This window comes from Streptomyces apocyni, assembly GCF_009739465.1.
GTDB classification, from domain to species: Bacteria; Actinomycetota; Actinomycetes; order Streptomycetales; family Streptomycetaceae; genus Streptomyces; species Streptomyces apocyni.
Window position 1 is genome coordinate 126,380 of record NZ_WHOM01000062.1, and the last position, 15,219, is coordinate 141,598.

Annotated in this window: 14 protein-coding genes; 3 read left to right on the plus strand and 11 right to left on the minus strand. The window is 73.3% G+C overall.

Annotation, left to right across the window (positions count from 1 at the left end):
* Positions 1-37 precede the first annotated feature (37 nt).
* From GCN81_RS18150 to GCN81_RS18180, 7 genes are all read right to left on the minus strand, one after another.
* A complete protein-coding gene (locus GCN81_RS18150) occupies positions 38-694 on the minus strand; it encodes a response regulator (protein ID WP_156725684.1) in 657 nt (218 codons plus the stop codon).
* The gene (locus tag GCN81_RS18155; RefSeq protein WP_156725685.1) at positions 691-2,082 is read right to left on the minus strand and encodes a sensor histidine kinase; all 1,392 of its coding nucleotides are present in this window, start codon (positions 2,080-2,082) and stop codon (positions 691-693) included. Before GCN81_RS18155 ends, GCN81_RS18150 begins: the two co-directional genes overlap by 4 nt.
* Before the next feature lie 100 nt (positions 2,083-2,182).
* Positions 2,183-3,004: an NAD(P)H-binding protein gene (locus GCN81_RS18160; protein WP_156725686.1), complete on the minus strand. Its 822-nt coding sequence runs from the start codon at positions 3,002-3,004 to the stop codon at positions 2,183-2,185.
* Positions 3,005-3,110: 106 nt separating this feature from the next.
* Entirely contained in the window at positions 3,111-4,001 is an 891-nt protein-coding gene (locus GCN81_RS18165) for an alpha/beta hydrolase family protein (RefSeq protein ID WP_156725687.1), read from the minus strand.
* A gap of 125 nt (positions 4,002-4,126) precedes the next feature.
* Positions 4,127-5,440, minus strand: a complete 1,314-nt coding sequence (locus GCN81_RS18170; protein WP_156725688.1) for a kynureninase — start codon at positions 5,438-5,440, stop codon at positions 4,127-4,129.
* Positions 5,433-6,323, minus strand: coding sequence for a tryptophan 2,3-dioxygenase family protein (locus tag GCN81_RS18175; protein ID WP_156725689.1), 891 nt, complete (start codon positions 6,321-6,323; stop codon positions 5,433-5,435). The genes GCN81_RS18170 and GCN81_RS18175 overlap by 8 nt, the downstream gene beginning before the upstream one ends.
* 144 nt (positions 6,324-6,467) lie before the next feature.
* Positions 6,468-7,871: a hypothetical protein gene (locus GCN81_RS18180; protein WP_156725690.1), complete on the minus strand. Its 1,404-nt coding sequence runs from the start codon at positions 7,869-7,871 to the stop codon at positions 6,468-6,470.
* 123 nt (positions 7,872-7,994) lie between these two features.
* Between GCN81_RS18180 and GCN81_RS18185 the strand changes: the two genes are divergently transcribed.
* Positions 7,995-9,293 (plus strand): molybdopterin-dependent oxidoreductase, encoded by a 1,299-nt coding sequence (locus GCN81_RS18185; protein ID WP_156725691.1) that lies wholly within the window; start codon positions 7,995-7,997, stop codon positions 9,291-9,293.
* Between the two features lie 367 nt (positions 9,294-9,660).
* On the opposite strand, the gene GCN81_RS32875 is transcribed toward GCN81_RS18185, so the two are convergent.
* From GCN81_RS32875 to GCN81_RS18200, 3 genes are read right to left on the minus strand one after another with little or no spacing between them, the layout of a single operon-like run.
* Positions 9,661-10,473 (minus strand): class I SAM-dependent methyltransferase, encoded by an 813-nt coding sequence (locus tag GCN81_RS32875; protein WP_156725692.1) that lies wholly within the window; start codon positions 10,471-10,473, stop codon positions 9,661-9,663.
* A complete protein-coding gene (locus GCN81_RS18195; RefSeq protein WP_231626816.1) occupies positions 10,470-11,105 on the minus strand; it encodes a TIGR04282 family arsenosugar biosynthesis glycosyltransferase in 636 nt (211 codons plus the stop codon). Before GCN81_RS18195 ends, GCN81_RS32875 begins: the two co-directional genes overlap by 4 nt.
* A 56-nt stretch (positions 11,106-11,161) precedes the next feature.
* A complete protein-coding gene (locus tag GCN81_RS18200; RefSeq protein ID WP_156725694.1) occupies positions 11,162-11,902 on the minus strand; it encodes a glycosyltransferase family 2 protein in 741 nt (246 codons plus the stop codon).
* 114 nt (positions 11,903-12,016) lie between these two features.
* Here GCN81_RS18200 and GCN81_RS18205 point away from each other — a divergent pair, with 114 nt between their 5' ends.
* Both GCN81_RS18205 and GCN81_RS18210 read left to right on the plus strand, forming a co-directional pair.
* Positions 12,017-12,817 (plus strand): response regulator transcription factor, encoded by an 801-nt coding sequence (locus GCN81_RS18205; RefSeq protein WP_156725695.1) that lies wholly within the window; start codon positions 12,017-12,019, stop codon positions 12,815-12,817.
* A 4-nt stretch (positions 12,818-12,821) separates the two neighbouring features.
* Positions 12,822-13,937: a sensor histidine kinase gene (locus GCN81_RS18210; protein ID WP_156725696.1), complete on the plus strand. Its 1,116-nt coding sequence runs from the start codon at positions 12,822-12,824 to the stop codon at positions 13,935-13,937.
* 111 nt (positions 13,938-14,048) lie between these two features.
* On the opposite strand, the gene GCN81_RS18215 is transcribed toward GCN81_RS18210, so the two are convergent.
* The gene (locus GCN81_RS18215; protein ID WP_156725697.1) at positions 14,049-15,110 is read right to left on the minus strand and encodes an NAD-dependent epimerase/dehydratase family protein; all 1,062 of its coding nucleotides are present in this window, start codon (positions 15,108-15,110) and stop codon (positions 14,049-14,051) included.
* Positions 15,111-15,219: the final 109 nt, after the last annotated feature.

The following is a 15,219-nucleotide window of genomic DNA, read 5'->3' on the forward strand; positions in this document are numbered from 1 at the left end:
GCTGCTGGCCAGGGTCGGTGACCCGATGACCAGGAGGTCAGCCTGGCGTCACCAGGCGGGCCTCGTACGCGAAGACCGCCGCCTGCGTGCGGTCGCGCAGACCCAGCTTGACCAGGATGCGGCTGACATGGGTCTTGATGGTGGACTCGGCGACGACCAGATGCCCGGCGATCTCCGCGTTGGACAGGCCCTGGGCGATCAGCACCAGCACCTCCGTCTCGCGCTCGGTGAGATCCCCGTACGACGCCACCGACGGCCGCGCCCGGTCGGCCAGGTGGGCGAACTCCGAGATCAGGCGCTTGGTGACGGTGGGCGCGAGCAGGGCCTCGCCCTCGGACACGATCCGTACGCCGTCGGCCAGTTGGCGGGCCGAGGCGTCCTTGAGCAGGAACCCGGACGCCCCCGCGCGCAGCGCGTCATAGACGTACTCGTCGAGGTCGAAGGTGGTGAGGACGAGGACCTTGGCGTCGGCGTTCGCCGCGACGATCTCGCGGGTCGCCTCGATGCCGTTCAGACCGGGCATCCGGATGTCCATGAGGACGACGTCCGGGTGCAGCGCGGCGGCCTGCGCGATGGCCTGGTGGCCGTCCACCGCCTCACCGGCCACCTCGATCCCGGGCATCGCGTTGAGCAGGACCGAGAAGCCCTCGCGGACCATCATCTGATCGTCGACGATCAGCACCCGGATGGTCACGACGGCTGCTCCTCACGGGCGGGCGCGGGCACGGGGAGGAAGACGGTGACCTCGTAGCCACCGTCGCCACCGCCGTCGTCGTCGGACGGCCCGGCCGTCATCTCACCGTTCAGCATCGAGACCCGCTCCCGCATCCCGGTGATGCCGTGGCCCGCGCCGGGCGAGGGCGGCGCCTGGCCGGTGGGCGGGCCGTTGACCACGCGCAGGCCGATGCCGCCGAGTACGTACGAGAGTTCCACGGCGGCGGGGGCGCCCGGCGCGTGCCGCAGTGAGTTGCTCAGCGCCTCCTGGATGATGCGGTACGCGGAGAGCTCCACGCCGGGCGGCAGCCCACGCACCGCACCGGTGACCGTCTTGTCGACGGTCAGGCCCGCGTCGCGGACGTTGCCCAGCAGGGTGTCCAGGTCCGCGAGGGTGGGCTGCGGCGCGTCCGGGGCCTCGTAGTCCGCCGCCCGTACGACACCGAGCACCCGGCGCAGCTCGGTCAGCGCGGCCACCGCGTTCTCCCGGATCGTGGCGAAGGCGCGCTCCAGCTCGGGCGGCGGGTTCTCCACACGGTAGGGCGCGGCCTCCGCCTGGATGGCGACGACGGACATGTGATGCGCGACCACGTCGTGCAACTCGCGGGCGATGTTCGTCCGCTCCTCCAGCAGGGTCCGCTTGGAGCGCTCGGCGAGGGTCATCTCCTCCTTGGCGACGACCTCGCGCTCCTTGACCACCACCTCCTGGCGAGCGGAGTTCCAGCCGCCCGCGGCGACGGCGGCGGCCAGGGTGAAGGCCGAGAGCACGCCCATCAGCGCCACCACGTGCATCCCCTCGCCCAGCCTGGTGATCACGATGCCGAAGAGCATGGTCAGCACCCACATCTCGGCCGCGACCCGGGGGCGCGACCTGAGCGCGACCTGAGCCAGCACCACCAGGTGCGCGGCGAAACCGCCGACGGTCCACGGGAAGGCCTCGCCGTAGCCCAGCGCCACCCCAACGACGAGGCCGGTCGCGAGTGAGAGCCAGAACGCGGCGACCGGCCGGAAGAGCGTGAGTACCACGGGAGCGGCGGCGAGCACCCCCCAGAACAGCGCCTCCGCCTCCGAGAGCCCCCAGGGTGCGGACACCGTGCCCATCATCAGGATCAGGAACGCGGCCAGCAGCACCGAGGCATGCGGCAGCCACCGCGCGTACGGCCGCAGCCGCACCGGTATCCAGCGCAGCAGCCCGGCGCCGCCGCCGTCGGTCAGCGGTGGCAGGGGCCGCAGCGCGAACGCCCCGGTCAGCAGGTCCCCGCGCAGCGCGCGGAAGGCGCCGCGCAGGAGCCGGAGCTCACTGCGCGGGGCGTCCGCCCCCGACGCGGCCGGGGTCTGGACTGTCTCGTTCGCGACTGTCTTGTTCACGTCCAGAACGGTAGGCGGCGCCCCCGCGTGCTGTCGTCCACAGCGGTACGGACCTTCGGGATCCGTCGCAGGTACTAGTCGCGGGCACCAGACGCGGGTACTACGCGCGGAACGCCGCCGCGTGCGCCGTCGCCCACTCCGCGAACGTCAGGCCGGGGCGGCCGGTGACCCGCGCCACGGTGTCGCTCACCGTACGACCTAGCGGTGGGGTGTTTCCGTACACCATGATCAGGAAGTCGATCGTGTCAGCCGGGACGCCCCGCTGAGCCCACTGCTCGCGGGCCTCCCGCTCGCTCAGCTCCACCAGCCGGACGGCGCGGCCGCGGGCCGCCGCGATGGCGTCCACCTTGTCCCACAGGGTGAGCACCTCGGGCCCGGTGATCACGTACTCCTGCCCGCCGTGCCCGTCCTCGGTGAGCACCGCGGCCGCCACCGCGCCGATGTCGGACTCGTGGACCATCGCGCTCAGCCGGTCCGTGAACGGCTCGCGGACCTCGTCGGCGTCGCGGATGCCGTCCGCCCACTCCAGGGCGTTGGACATGAACTCGACGGGCATCAGCACCGTCCAGTCGAGCCGACTCGCCCGTACGGCGTCCTCCAGCGGGGTCGGACCGCCACCGTGCAGGACGGTGATCCGCCGTACGCCGGACTTCTCGGCCAGCTCCACGAGGCGCGGCCCGGTCTCCAGCGGCGCGAACAGCTCCCCGTCGAAGGTGATCAGATGGACGGCGCTGACCCCGTCGAGGGCGGGCACCAGGGCGTCCGGGGCGCCCAGGTCTCCCTGGACGACCTCGACGCCGTCGGGGAAGGTGGCCCGGCGCGGATCGCGGGTCAGGGCGCGGACGCGTGCGCCCTTCGACAGGAGGTGCTCGACGGTCTGGCGGCCTACGGTTCCGGTGGCGCCGGTGACGAGGACGGTCATGGGGGCTCCGTAAGGTGGCGTGACTGGCTTGGTGTGACGTGTGTCCACCGTAGGAACCCTCGCGGTCAGCTTCTGTCCGCTTCACAGACTCGACCGGAGCCGCACCTCAGAACGCCAGCTGCGCGATCTCCTCCGCCACCACCGCACACGCGTCCGCCGCCGGATCGATCAGCGGAAAGTGCCCGACGTCCTCCAGCAACGTCAGCCCCACGACCTCCCCCGCCCGCCCCGCGGCCTCGGCGTACGACTCGGACACCGCGTGCGGGACGACGATGTCGTCGCGGCCCTGCACCAGCGTCGTGGCGATCCCGGTGGGCAGCAGCAACACCGGGTCGGCCTGCTTCCGGCGCGCCTCGAACTCACCGCTGCTGCCGAGCAGTTGCCGTGCCGCGCCACCGCACACGTCCAGCTTCTCCGCCACCGCGAAGTCCGCGATCGGCGCCAGCGCGACCACCCCGCGCAGCCCCGCCGGATACGGCGCGTGCCAGGCCGAGTCGGCGGGCAGTACGTGCCGGGACGCGGCCCACAGGGCGAGCTGCCCGCCCGCCGAGTGCCCGGTGATGACCGTGCGCCGCGTATCAGCCACCGGCAGGTGCTCCCGCACCAGGCCGGGCAGCGCGTCCAGCGCGGCGGCGACATCGTCGAACGTCTCCGGCCACCGCCCGGCGACCGGCCCCCGGCTCCCCTGCACCGGCAGCGAACTCCCCCGCCGGTACTCGACGTTGGCCACCGCGAAGCCCCGCCGGGCCAGGAAGTCCACGAACGGCGTGAGGTGCCACCGGTCGTACGGGGCCCGCCACGCGCCGCCGTGCAGGGCGATGACCAGCGGCGTGGGTGCGCCGTCGCCGCCCCGGGGGGTACGGCGGGGCGCGTAGAAGTCAATGACCTGGTCCGGGTGTTCGCCGTACGCGGCGGTGGCGTCCGGGGCGACGGCGGGGTGCGAGAGGGCCGACTCCTCCTCGGCGGCGTCTCGGGCGATGGCGTCGTCGTCCGGCATGCTGCGGCCTCTCTGTGTAGGGCGTACGGAACGGGCCTGCCGCCCCGCGCCCTGTGGACCGAACTGATCTGAGGGAAACCCCAGTTCGGAGCAGGCAAGGCGCGGGGCGAATCCGCCGGACGCTATCAGGCCAGCACGGTCCCCAGCACCCGTGCCGCCCGGTGCACATCAGCGAAGGAGACGTACAGCGGCGTGAACCCGAACCGCAGGACGTCCGGTGGCCGGAAGTCGCCCACCACGCCCCGCGCGATCAGCTCCCGCATGACCTCCCCGGCCTCCCCGGGCCCCTCGCACCGCAAGGAGACCTGACTGCCACGTTCGTCGTGCGCGGCCGGGGTGAGCGAGGTGACCCGCCCGTCCGGCACATACGCCTCCACACACGCGAGGAAGAAGTCCATCAGCATGAGCGACTTCGCCCGCACCGCCTGCATGGACACCCCCTCCCAGACGTCAAGTGCCGTCTCCAGGGCGAGCATCGACAGGATGTCGGGGGTGCCGACGCGCCCGCGCGCGGAGCCGTCCGCCGCCTCGTACTCCGGCCGCATACCGAAGGGGTCGGTGTGCGAGTTCCAGCCGGGCAGCGGCGAGTCGAAGGCGGCCTGGTGACGCTCGGCCACGTACAGGTACGCGGGTGAACCCGGGCCGCCGTTCAGGAACTTGTACGTGCAGCCGACGGCGAAGTCCACGTCGTGCGCGTCCAGCGCGACCGGCAGCGCGCCCGCGCTGTGGCACAGGTCCCACACCACGTACGCACCCGCCGCGTGCACGGCCTCGGTGAGGCCGGGCAGATCGCGCAGCCGCCCGGTCAGGTAGTCGACGTGGTTCACCAGCACGACGGCGGTACGGGGACCGACCTCGGCGGCGAGGTCCGCGGCGGGCACGGCCCGCAGGCGGCACCCGGTCAGCCGGGCCGCCGACGCCGCGATATACCCGTCGGTCGGGAACGTCTCCGCGTCGACGAGGACCTCGTCCCGCACCGGCGCCCCGACGGCGCGCGGCGGCGGGGCGGTACCGGACGGCGCGACACCGGATGGCGCGACACCGGACGGCGGAGCCACCACCCGGGCGGCCACCGCCCCTTCGGTGTGCGCCAGGCGCACCGCGCCGACGACCGCCTTGAGGACGTTCACGCTCGTCGAGTCGCCGACCACCACCTGGCCCGGGGCCGCCCCGACCAGCGGCGCGACCCGCTCGCCGATCCGCTCCGGCGCCGTCCACCAGCCGGACTCGAACCAGGACCGGATGCGCAGCTCGCCCCACTCGCGGGTGATGACGTCGGCGACCCGGGCGGGGACGGCGCGGGGCAGCGCGCCGAGTGAGTTGCCGTCCAGGTAGACGACGCCGTCGTCGAGGACGAACAGCTCGCGCAGCTTGGCCAGTTCGTCGGCGGCATCGAGCGCGGCGGCCCGCTCGACCAGCTCTTCGTAGGCCTCAGACATGGCTGCGCGCCGTCCAGAGCTCGGGGAACACGTTCTTCGCGGCCCGCTTCTCCAGCCAGGCGACGCCCGCGGAGCCGCCCGTACCAGTCTTCGAGCCCATCGCGCGGCGGGTCGCGACAAGGTGGTCGTTGCGCCAGCGCCAGACCAGCTCGCCGACATCGGTGAGCGCCTCGCCCAGCCGCAGCAGTTCGCCGTCCTGCCCGCCGTCCTGCCCGCCGTCCTGCCCGCCGCCTCGCTCGTCGGCGCCTTCGGCCGCGTACAGACGCGCCCAGATCGCCTCGACCTCGGGCGACGGCTCGTACTTCCGCGCCAGGTCGCGCTTCAGGACGGCCTCCGGCACCTCGTACCCGCGCCGGGCCAGCAGCCGCAGCACCTCGTCGTACAGGCTCGGCTCCTGCAGGGCCTTCTCCAGCTCGCCGTGGACGCGCGGCGCGCCCCGGTGCGGGACGAGCATGGACGCCGACTTCTCGCCGAGCAGGAACTCCATCCGCCGGTACATCGCGGACTGGAAGCCGGAGCCCTCGCCAAGCGCGGAGCGGTAGGAGTTGAACTGCCCGGGGGTCAGCTGGCCCAGCGGCTTCCAGGAGGCGTTCAGCGCCTCCAGCTCACGGACACTGCGCTTGAGCGCGGCCACCGCGACCGGGATGTCGTCCTCGCGCAGGGCGCGGGACGCGGTCTCCCACTCGTGCACGATGACGGTGAACCACAGCTCCATCACCTGGGTGGTGACCAGGAAGACCATCTCACCCGGGTCGTCGGAGAGCGGGTGCTGGAGGTGGGTGAGGACATCCGCCTGGACGTAGTCCTCGTACGGGGTGGTGCCCGCGAAGTCCAGGTTCGGCGTGTCCGAACCTGCTACGTGGGCATCGGGGTACTGCGACATCGCTGTCTCCTCGATACGTACTCCGGGTAGCGGTCCGCCCCCTCCTTGATCGGTATCGGAGCCCCGGTCCCCACACCGCACATCATCCGTGCCGCCACGCACGGAGGCAAGACGGGCCCCACGATGCCTGCCCCCGCCCGCCCCCTACCACCCGGTGAAGAGCAGATGGTTGATCGTCAGCGCCAGTACGGCCTGGGCGGTCAGCCAGGAGCGACGGGCAGCCGGGGGTAGCAGCGCCCCGGCGGCCATCAGGAACGTCACGAACGGCAGCCAGATGCGTTCCGTCTCCGCCTTGCTCATCCCAGACAGATCGGCGACGACAAGCGCCAGCAGCGCGGCCAGCACCAAGGCGACCAGCCGGTCCGTGGCCGTGCTCTCCCCGGTACGCAGCCGCCGCAGCGCGCCGGGGGCAGCCCCCAGGGTGCGCCGCAGCCCCGCGACGGTGGCCAGCCCGACGACCAGCACCGTGACGGCGAGGTTGGCCCACACGAAGTAGCCGTACGGGCGGTTGCCGCCCGCGCCCTGGTAGTACCGCTCCACCAGCAGGTGGTACGCCTCCCAGTAGTTGAACCCCGCCAGCGTGAGCGCGAGCGGCACAACCAACGCCCCGGCCAGCAGCAGCGGCAGCGGCCGCGCGGACCGGGCGATGAGCAGCACCGCCACGGCGACGAGCCCGAACAGAGTCAGCCCGTACGACAGACTGAAGGTCAGCCCGAGCAGGAGCCCCGCCCCGAAGGCGGCGACGGCGGGAAACCGGGCCTTCCGGGTCGCCGCCAGGGCCAGCAGAGCGACCATCCAGGCCGTGACGGCGGCGAAGTAACCGTCCGCCGACGCGCCGATCCAGATCGCGGCGGGCGCCAGCACCAGAAACGGCGCCGCACGCCGGGCGCTCTCCTCGTCGGCCAGCGCGCGCAGCGCGATCAGGACGGCGGCCACGGCGGTGGCCCCGACGGTGATGCACCAGACACCCGCCCAGGCGCCACCGCCAAGACCGATCCGGTCGAGGTACACGAACGTGAGCGTGGCGCCCGGCGGGTGGCCCGCGATATGCGCGGGCCAGTTGTCGGGCGAGCCCATCAGGATGTGGTTGGTGAAGTCCCGCAGGGTCGCCGGAATGTCCTCGAAACGGTCGATGACCCGCAGATACTCATGCTTGGTCGTCAGCCGCTTGGCGATCCCGTCCTGCCACCCGTCGATCAGCGCCAACGACCAGATCCAGGCCATCGAGGCCCCCGTGGCGGCGCCCAGGAGCGCCCGCCACGACAGGCGTACGGCGAGGGTGGGCCCGTACGCGATGACGGCGACCGCCACGGCGATGGCGGCGGGTGTGCCGGGCCCGATGTGCGGCGACCATCGGGCGTACAGCGGGGGCCAGTTCAGGTGCAGGCTGCCCGGGGTGCCGTTGGGCCGGTCGATCACCGTCCCGATGACGACGGCGGCCGTGACGAGGACGACGCCGAGGCCTGCGGCGATCAGGTCGGGGCGGGTGCCGGAACGGGTGCCGGGGCGCGGGCCGGAGCGAGGGCCAGGGGGTGCTTCGGGGGTCACCTGTGCACGGTAGGCCGGGACCGGCCGGTACGGGCCCACCGCCGGGCCGTCGTCACTGGACCGTCAGAGTTTCGTCACGTGCCGCGCCGCCCGCAGCGCCGCCGCGCGGCATAGCGTCGCGGCATGCGCGAGACACCGCGGACCAACAACCCGACCCAGCCCGAATTCTGGCGCAGTCCCCTGCGCGGCATCCGGCTGACCTCCGTACTCGGCGTCGTCCTCCTGGCAGGGATCACGCTGGTGACCGTGACGGGACTGCTCTCGTACGCCGCGTACAACCCGAATCTGTCGCCGGTCAACGACAAGACACCGGACAAGGGCCTGCTCGGGTTCTACCTCTTCGACTGGCCCACCGACCCGCACTGGCTCTACCGCCTCAACCAGGGCCTGCACGTCACGGTCGGCATCGCGCTGATCCCGGTGCTGCTGGCGAAACTGTGGTCGGTGGTGCCGAAGCTGTTCGCCCTGCCTCCGGCCCGGTCGCTGGGGCACGCGCTGGAGCGGATCTCGCTCCTGCTGCTGGTCGGCGGGGTGCTGTTTGTGTTCCTGACCGGGGTGCTGAACGTCCAGTTGGAGTACGTCTTCCCCGGCTCGTTCTACCCGCTGCACTTCTACGGGTCCTGGGTGTTCCTCGGCGCGTTCGTGGTGCATGTGGCGCTGCGGCTGCCCAAGGCGCTGCGGGTGCTGCGCGACCGCCACACGCCGGATAACGACGACGAGAGCGGCGACGCGGACGGCGACAAGGGCGGCGACAAGGGTGACGAGCTGGTGTCGCCGCGCCCCGCCGAGCCGACCCTCTCCCGGCGCGGCGCCCTCGGCATGGTCGGCGGCGGATCGCTGCTGCTCCTGGCGACCACGGCGGGGCAGAACTTCGACGGGCCGCTGCGCCGTACGGCGCTGTTCGCGCCGCACGGCGGCGACGAGCCGGGCTCCGGGCCGAACGGCTTCCAGATCAACAAGACGGCCGCGGCGCGGGGCATCAGACCCGTGGACACGGGTGCGGCGTGGCGGCTGACGCTCAGCGGGCCGCGCGGCGACGACATCCGCCTGTCGCGCGACGACCTGCTCGACCTCGCCTTGCACAGCGCGGCGTTGCCCATCGCGTGCGTGGAGGGCTGGTCGACGTCCGACCAGTGGTGGCGCGGGGTACGGCTGCGGGATCTGGCCGCGCTGGCCGGGTTCGACCCGGACCGGGCCGCGCCCGACGTCCTGGTGGATTCCCTCCAGCTGAGCGGGGCGTTCCGCAGGGCGGCGCTGCGCGACAACCAGGTGCGGGACGCACGGTCGCTGCTGGCGCTCCAGGTCAACGGCGAGGATCTGTCGCTGGATCACGGGTATCCGGCGCGGATCATCGTCCCGGCCGCGCCGGGAGTGCTCAACACCAAGTGGGTGTCCAGGCTGGACTTCGGAGAGCTGCGATGACGTCACGCGTGTACGGGTTCATGAGCCGCCTCTCGGGTGAGGCCGCGCATCGGTTCCGGCGCTGGTACGGCGAGGGGCCGTACCAGCTCCTGCTTCTGCTGGCCTCGTTCGCGCTCGCGGGCTATGCGGGGGTGCGCCTCCTGGACGGGGACTGGCCGATGATCACGGTGTGGTTCGTCGGCGCGGCGCTGGTGCACGATCTCGTCCTGGTGCCGCTGTACGCGCTCGCCGACCGCGCCCTGCGGGCCGTCGCGGGCGGGGCGGGGCGGAGGCGGCGGCCCTGGGTCAACTTCGTCCGGGTGCCCGCTTTTCTGTCCGGGCTGCTCCTGCTGGTCTGGTTTCCGCTGATCACCGGGCAGGTGGAGCGCTACGAGCCGGTCACCGGACTGTCCGCCGACGTGTTCCTGGCCCGCTGGCTGCTGGTGTCGGCCGCGCTGTTCGCGGGGTCCGGGCTGTGGCTGCTGGTGCGGCGGCGGCGCAGCGCCACGAAGGGGCGCCCCTCACAGGTCCACTGACCGACGGGGCGCCAGCCCGCCGGGCGGGCGTAGCTCAGCAGGGCGGGGGTGCCCAGGCGGGCCCACGGGAAAAGGGCGCCGGCGGCCCCCTGGCCGTCTTCGACGCGTACCTGCGCCCGCTCGTCGATGTCGACCGGTGCGGTCTCGGCGATGAGCAGACCGCCCGGGGCGAGCAACTCCCCGACCCTGGCGAGGAGGATGTCCGGATCGCCCCCGATGCCGATGTTGCCGTCGATCAGCAGGGCCGTGCCCCAGTGCCCCTCGCCCGGCAGCGGGTCGAAGACGGAGCGGCGCAGGGCCGGGCCTCCGAGGTGCCGGGTGCGGGCGACGGCCGCCTCACTGACGTCGATGCCGAGGGCGCGGTGGCCGCGTGCGGAGAGCGCGGCGACCAGGCGCCCCGGGCCGCAGCCGATATCCAGGACGCTGCCCTCGCAGCGGCGCAGCGCGGACAGGTCTGCGGCGCTGGCACCGGCGCACCAGCGCTCGACCTCCAGCGGCAGCAGCCAGCCGTCGTTGCGGCGCAGGTAGAGGGGGCCGTGGCCGTTGCGCAGGGCGTCGGCGTACGGGCCCGTGCCCCAGGCGACCGCACCCCAGGCGACCGCGCCCCGGGCCGCGCCACCCCAGGCCACACCACCCCAGGCCTGCTTACGGGCCCGGGCGCTCATCGTCCGGCGGCCAGGGCGAGGCGGGCGTACGCGGCCGCGAAGCGGGTGCCGGGGGCCTCGGCCGCCACCTGCTCGGCGTCGTCCAGGGTGTCGACGTCGCGCAGCACCGGCAGATCGCGCACCCGTAGCCCGGCCGCGGTGAGCCGGGCCCGCTGCACGGCGCCGGTCTCGGGCGTGGACATGGGCACCCCGCGCAACAGTTCCGGGTCGGGGTCCGCCAGGCCCAGCGCCCAGAAGCCCCCGTCGACGGCCGGTCCGAACCAGGCGCCGGTGCCCTGCCAGGCCCCGGGCTCAAGGGCCGGGGCGAGCAGCTCCGGCGTGATCTGCGGGGTGTCCATGCCCACCACCAGGGCGGGTCCGCCGCATCCCGCGAAGGCCGCGGCGAGCCGTTCGTCGAGCCCGCCACCGGACTGCGGTACGACGTCGAAGCCAGGGGGCAGCCAGGCGCCCGGCGCCCCGTCCAGCACCAGCACCCGACGCCGGGCGGGCGCGGCGGCCACGGCGCGCAGCGTGTCGATCAGCGCGGCTTGTGCGAGTCCGGCAGCCTCGCCCGGGGTGCACGGCGGGGTGAGCCGGGTCTTCACCCGTCCCGGCACCGGCTCCTTGGCGATCACCAGCACGGTGGTGGTCAAGGCGCCTCTCAAAGGATCGCTCAAAGCGTCGCTCAAAGGATCGCTCTCGGGGGTGTTCAAGAGGCTGCTCCTTCCGGCTTCGGGGCCTCGGCGCGGGGTGGCTCGGCCAGGACCCGCCGCATGTCGCGTACGGCGTGCCAGGTGCCGCGCCAGGTGCCGGTGACCTTCGACCTGCCGGTACGCGGCAGGTAGGGCACGTCTCGCTCCTCGATCCGCCAGCCCGCGTCAGCCGCCCGTACGACCATCTGTAGCGGGTACCCACTGCGGCGGTCGGTGAGACCGAGGCCCAGGAGGGCCTCGCGGCGGGCCGCGCGCAGGGGGCCGATGTCGTGCAGCCGTACGCCGGTGCGGCGGCGCAGCAGCTGGGACACGGCGAGGTTGCCCGCCCGCGCGTGCGGCGGCCAGGCGCCGCGCGTCTTGGGTCGCCGACGCCCGATGACCAGGTCCGCGTCCCCGGCCGCGACCGTACGGACGAAGGGTGCGAGCAGGCCCGGGTCGAGGGAGGCGTCACAGTCGCAGAAGCAGACGACGTCCGCCGTCGCCGCCGTCAGACCGGCATGGCAGGCCGCTCCGAAGCCGCGCCGGGGCTCTGTGACCACGGTGGCCCCGAGGCCGCGGGCGACGTCCGCCGAGCCGTCGGTGGAGCCGTTGTCGACGACGATCGCCCGCCAGCCCGCGGGGATGCGCTCCAGCACCCAGGGCAGCGCGGCGGCCTCGTCGAGGCAGGGCAGCACGACATCGACCCGTGGAGGGCCCGACGGGGAGGAGGGGGAGGTGGAGTGGGTCACGTCACTCACCCTACGAAGAGGAAACGGACATAGCTGACATCAGGTTCTTACGAAGCGAGGACATCGGCAGCCCGAGAGCGCCCCGGAGCCCCACCCGCGCGGACGCGGTGCGACGCTGACCGTATGCAGACACCGCTCCAGGGCCGCGCGCCACGCGTACTCGTCGTGGACGACGACCCCACCGTCGCCGAGGTCGTCGCGGGCTACCTCGACCGCGCTGGCTACGACGTCGACCGCGCCGAGGACGGCCTCGTCGCCCTGGCGCGCACCGCCACCCACTGGCCGGACCTGGTCGTACTCGACCTGATGCTGCCCGGCATGGACGGCCTGGAGGTCTGCCGCAGGCTGCGCGCCAAGGGACCGGTGCCGGTCATCATGCTCACCGCGCGCGGCGACGAGGATGACCGCATCCTCGGCCTGGAGATAGGGGCGGATGACTACGTCACCAAGCCGTTCAGCCCGCGCGAACTCGTACTCCGCGTCGAATCCGTACTCCGCCGCAGCCAGGCCGCCCTCGGGACCCCACGCCCCGCCGCGCACCTCGTCGCGGCCGGGCTCACACTCGACCCGGCCGCCCGCCGCGCCACCAAGGCCGACCGCGAACTGGCCCTGACCATCCGCGAGTTCGACCTTCTCACCTTCTTCCTGCGGCATCCAGGGCGGGCCTTCAGCCGGGAGGAGCTGATGCGCGAGGTGTGGGGCTGGGAGTTCGGCGACCTGTCCACCGTCACGGTGCACATTCGCAGACTGCGCGGCAAGGTCGAGGACGACCCGGCCAGGCCACGGCTGATCCAGACGGTGTGGGGGGTGGGCTACCGGCTGGACGTACCCGCGGGACCGGACGTACCCGCAGGACCGGACGTACCCACGGACCCGCCGACCGACGAGCACCCCACGCCGCCGCACCAGACCGAGGACGGATGACCCCATGACGGACTTCCTCGTCATCGCCCTGCTCGCCTTCCTCGGCGCGGCGATCGCGGGCCTGCTCGGCGCCGTCGCCCTGCGGCTGCTGCGGAACCACTCGCTGGTGGTGAACATGTCCGTGGTCGTCGGCGTCGCGGTCACCGCGATGCTCGCCGGGACGCTCTTCGTCTGCTGGGAGATGTTCATCTCGCCGCACGACATGACCGTGGTCAACATCGTGGTCGCCATGTCGGCGGTCGTCTCGCTGGCCACCGCCGTCCTGCTCGGCCGCTGGGTCGTCGCCCGCAGCAACGAACTCACCCTGGCGGCCCGCTCCTTCGGCGACGGCGGCACCTTCGCCGCCCCCGACGTCCCCGCGACCGCCGAACTGGCCGCCCTGACCCGCGAGCTGGAGGCGACCAGCGCCAAGCTGGCCGAGTCGCGGGAGCGCGAGCGCGCCCTGGAGAAGTCCCGCCGCGAACTGGTCGCCTGGATCTCCCACGACCTGCGGACCCCCCTGGCCGGGCTGCGCGCCATGTCCGAGGCGCTGGAGGACGGGGTGGCCGCCGACCCCGACCGCTACCTCCGCCAGATCCGTACCGAGGTCGAGCGGCTCAACGCCATGGTCGGCGACCTCTTCGAACTGTCCCGCATCCACGCGGGCGCGCTCACCCTCGCGCCGTCCCGGATCTCCGTGTACGACCTCGTCGGCGACGCTCTCGCGGGCGCGGACCCGCTGGCCCGCGAACACGGCGTACGGCTGGTGGGCGACCGGATCGAGCCGGTGCCGGTGGAGGTCGACAGCGGTGAGATGAGCCGCGTACTCGGCAACCTCCTGATCAACGCGATCCGCCGCACCCCCGCGGACGGCACGGTCGCGGTGGGGGCGCACCGCTCAGACGACGGGGTGGTGCTGTCCGTGACGGACGGCTGCGGCGGCATCCCCGACGAGGACCTGCCGCGTGTCTTCGACACCGGCTGGCGCGGCACCCACGCCCGGACGCCTCCGGCCGGCGCGGGCCTCGGCCTCGCGATCGTCCAGGGCATCGTCGAGGCCCACCAGGGCCGGGCCGCGGTCCGCAACGTCGCGGGCGGCTGCTGCTTCGAGGTCACCCTCCCGGCGGCGGGCCGCGCGTGACAGTGGGGAGCGGGGTGGGGACCAAGGTGGGAGCAAGGTGAGACTTCAGGACAGCTCGACATCCCATATGCCGGATTTGCGCGTCCTAAACCCTCACTATCTCCATCTCCCTCACCTCAACTCAGCCCCAGCGAACTCAACCATCCCTTCCCCGAACCCCACCTCCGGCTTCCACCCCAGCTCCCCCCGCAGCCGCGCCGAATCCGCCGTCACATGGCGGACGTCGCCCAGCCGGTACTCGCCCGTGACCACCGGCTCCGGCCCCCCGTACGCGGCGGCCAGCGCCTGAGCCATCTCGCCGACCGTGTGCGGCTCCCCGCTGCCCGTGTTGTACGCCGCGAACGCGCCCGGCGGCCGCTCGGCCAGGGAGTCCAGCGCCACCACGTTCGCGGCGGCCACATCCCGCACGTGGACGAAGTCCCGGCGCTGGCCGCCGTCTTCGAAGACCCGCGGCGCCTCGCCACGGGCCAGCGCCGAGCGGAAGAGGGAGGCGACACCCGCGTACGGGGTGTCGCGGGGCATCCCCGGGCCGTACACGTTGTGGTAGCGCAGCGAGACCGCACGGCCGCCGGTCGCCCGGGCCCAGGACGCGGCCAGGTGCTCCTGCGCCAGCTTCGTCGCGGCGTAGACGTTGCGCGGGTCGACCGGGGCGTCCTCGCCGACCAGGCCGGGCCGCAACGGGGCACCGCAGCCAGGGCAGTACGGCTCGAAGCGGCCCGCCTCCAGGTCGGCGACCGCGCGCGGCCCGGGCCGGACGACGCCGTGCCGGGGGCACTCGTAACGGCCCTCGCCGTACACCACCATCGAGCCAGCGAGCAGCAGCCGGCCGACCCCGGCCCGTGCCATCTCGGCCAGCAGCACCGCCGTACCCAGGTCGTTGCAGCCGACATAGTCGGGGGCGTCGGCGAAGTCCTTGCCGAGGCCGACCATCGCCGCCTGGTGGCACACCGCGTCCACGCCGCGCAGCGCCGCCGCGACCGCGTCGCGGTCCCGTACGTCCGCGACCGTCCAGCTCTCGGGACGGTCGCCGACGTACGCGGTGTGCGGGGCGAGCGGGGCGTGCGCGGAGGGGAGGAGGGCGTCGAAGACGAGGGCCTCGTGGCCGCACGCCCCGAGTTCCGCGACGATCTGCGATCCGATGAACCCGGCGCCGCCGGTGACTAGTACGCGCATGCCAGCAGGCTAGGCCCGCGCGGGCGCCAGGCCCGTGACCCGCGGGCCGCCGTAAGGATTCCGTCATCCGGGGAGTGCGGACAACGGGCCCCGCGGTCCCGTTGAATCG

Excerpts from the sequence above, each read along its gene's own strand:
- GCN81_RS18165 (WP_156725687.1), bottom strand. The coding sequence starts at position 4,001 with ATGCCGGACGACGACGCCATCGCCCGAGACGCCGCCGAGGAGGAGTCG.
- GCN81_RS18185 (WP_156725691.1), top strand. The coding sequence starts at position 7,995 with ATGCGCGAGACACCGCGGACCAACAACCCGACCCAGCCCGAATTCTGG.
- GCN81_RS18210 (WP_156725696.1), top strand. The coding sequence starts at position 12,822 with ATGACGGACTTCCTCGTCATCGCCCTGCTCGCCTTCCTCGGCGCGGCG.
- GCN81_RS18205 (WP_156725695.1), top strand. The coding sequence starts at position 12,017 with ATGCAGACACCGCTCCAGGGCCGCGCGCCACGCGTACTCGTCGTGGAC.
- GCN81_RS18170 (WP_156725688.1), bottom strand. The coding sequence starts at position 5,440 with ATGTCTGAGGCCTACGAAGAGCTGGTCGAGCGGGCCGCCGCGCTCGAT.
- GCN81_RS18160 (WP_156725686.1), bottom strand. The coding sequence starts at position 3,004 with ATGACCGTCCTCGTCACCGGCGCCACCGGAACCGTAGGCCGCCAGACC.
- GCN81_RS18215 (WP_156725697.1), bottom strand. The coding sequence starts at position 15,110 with ATGCGCGTACTAGTCACCGGCGGCGCCGGGTTCATCGGATCGCAGATC.
- GCN81_RS32875 (WP_156725692.1), bottom strand. The coding sequence starts at position 10,473 with ATGAGCGCCCGGGCCCGTAAGCAGGCCTGGGGTGGTGTGGCCTGGGGT.
- GCN81_RS18175 (WP_156725689.1), bottom strand. The coding sequence starts at position 6,323 with ATGTCGCAGTACCCCGATGCCCACGTAGCAGGTTCGGACACGCCGAAC.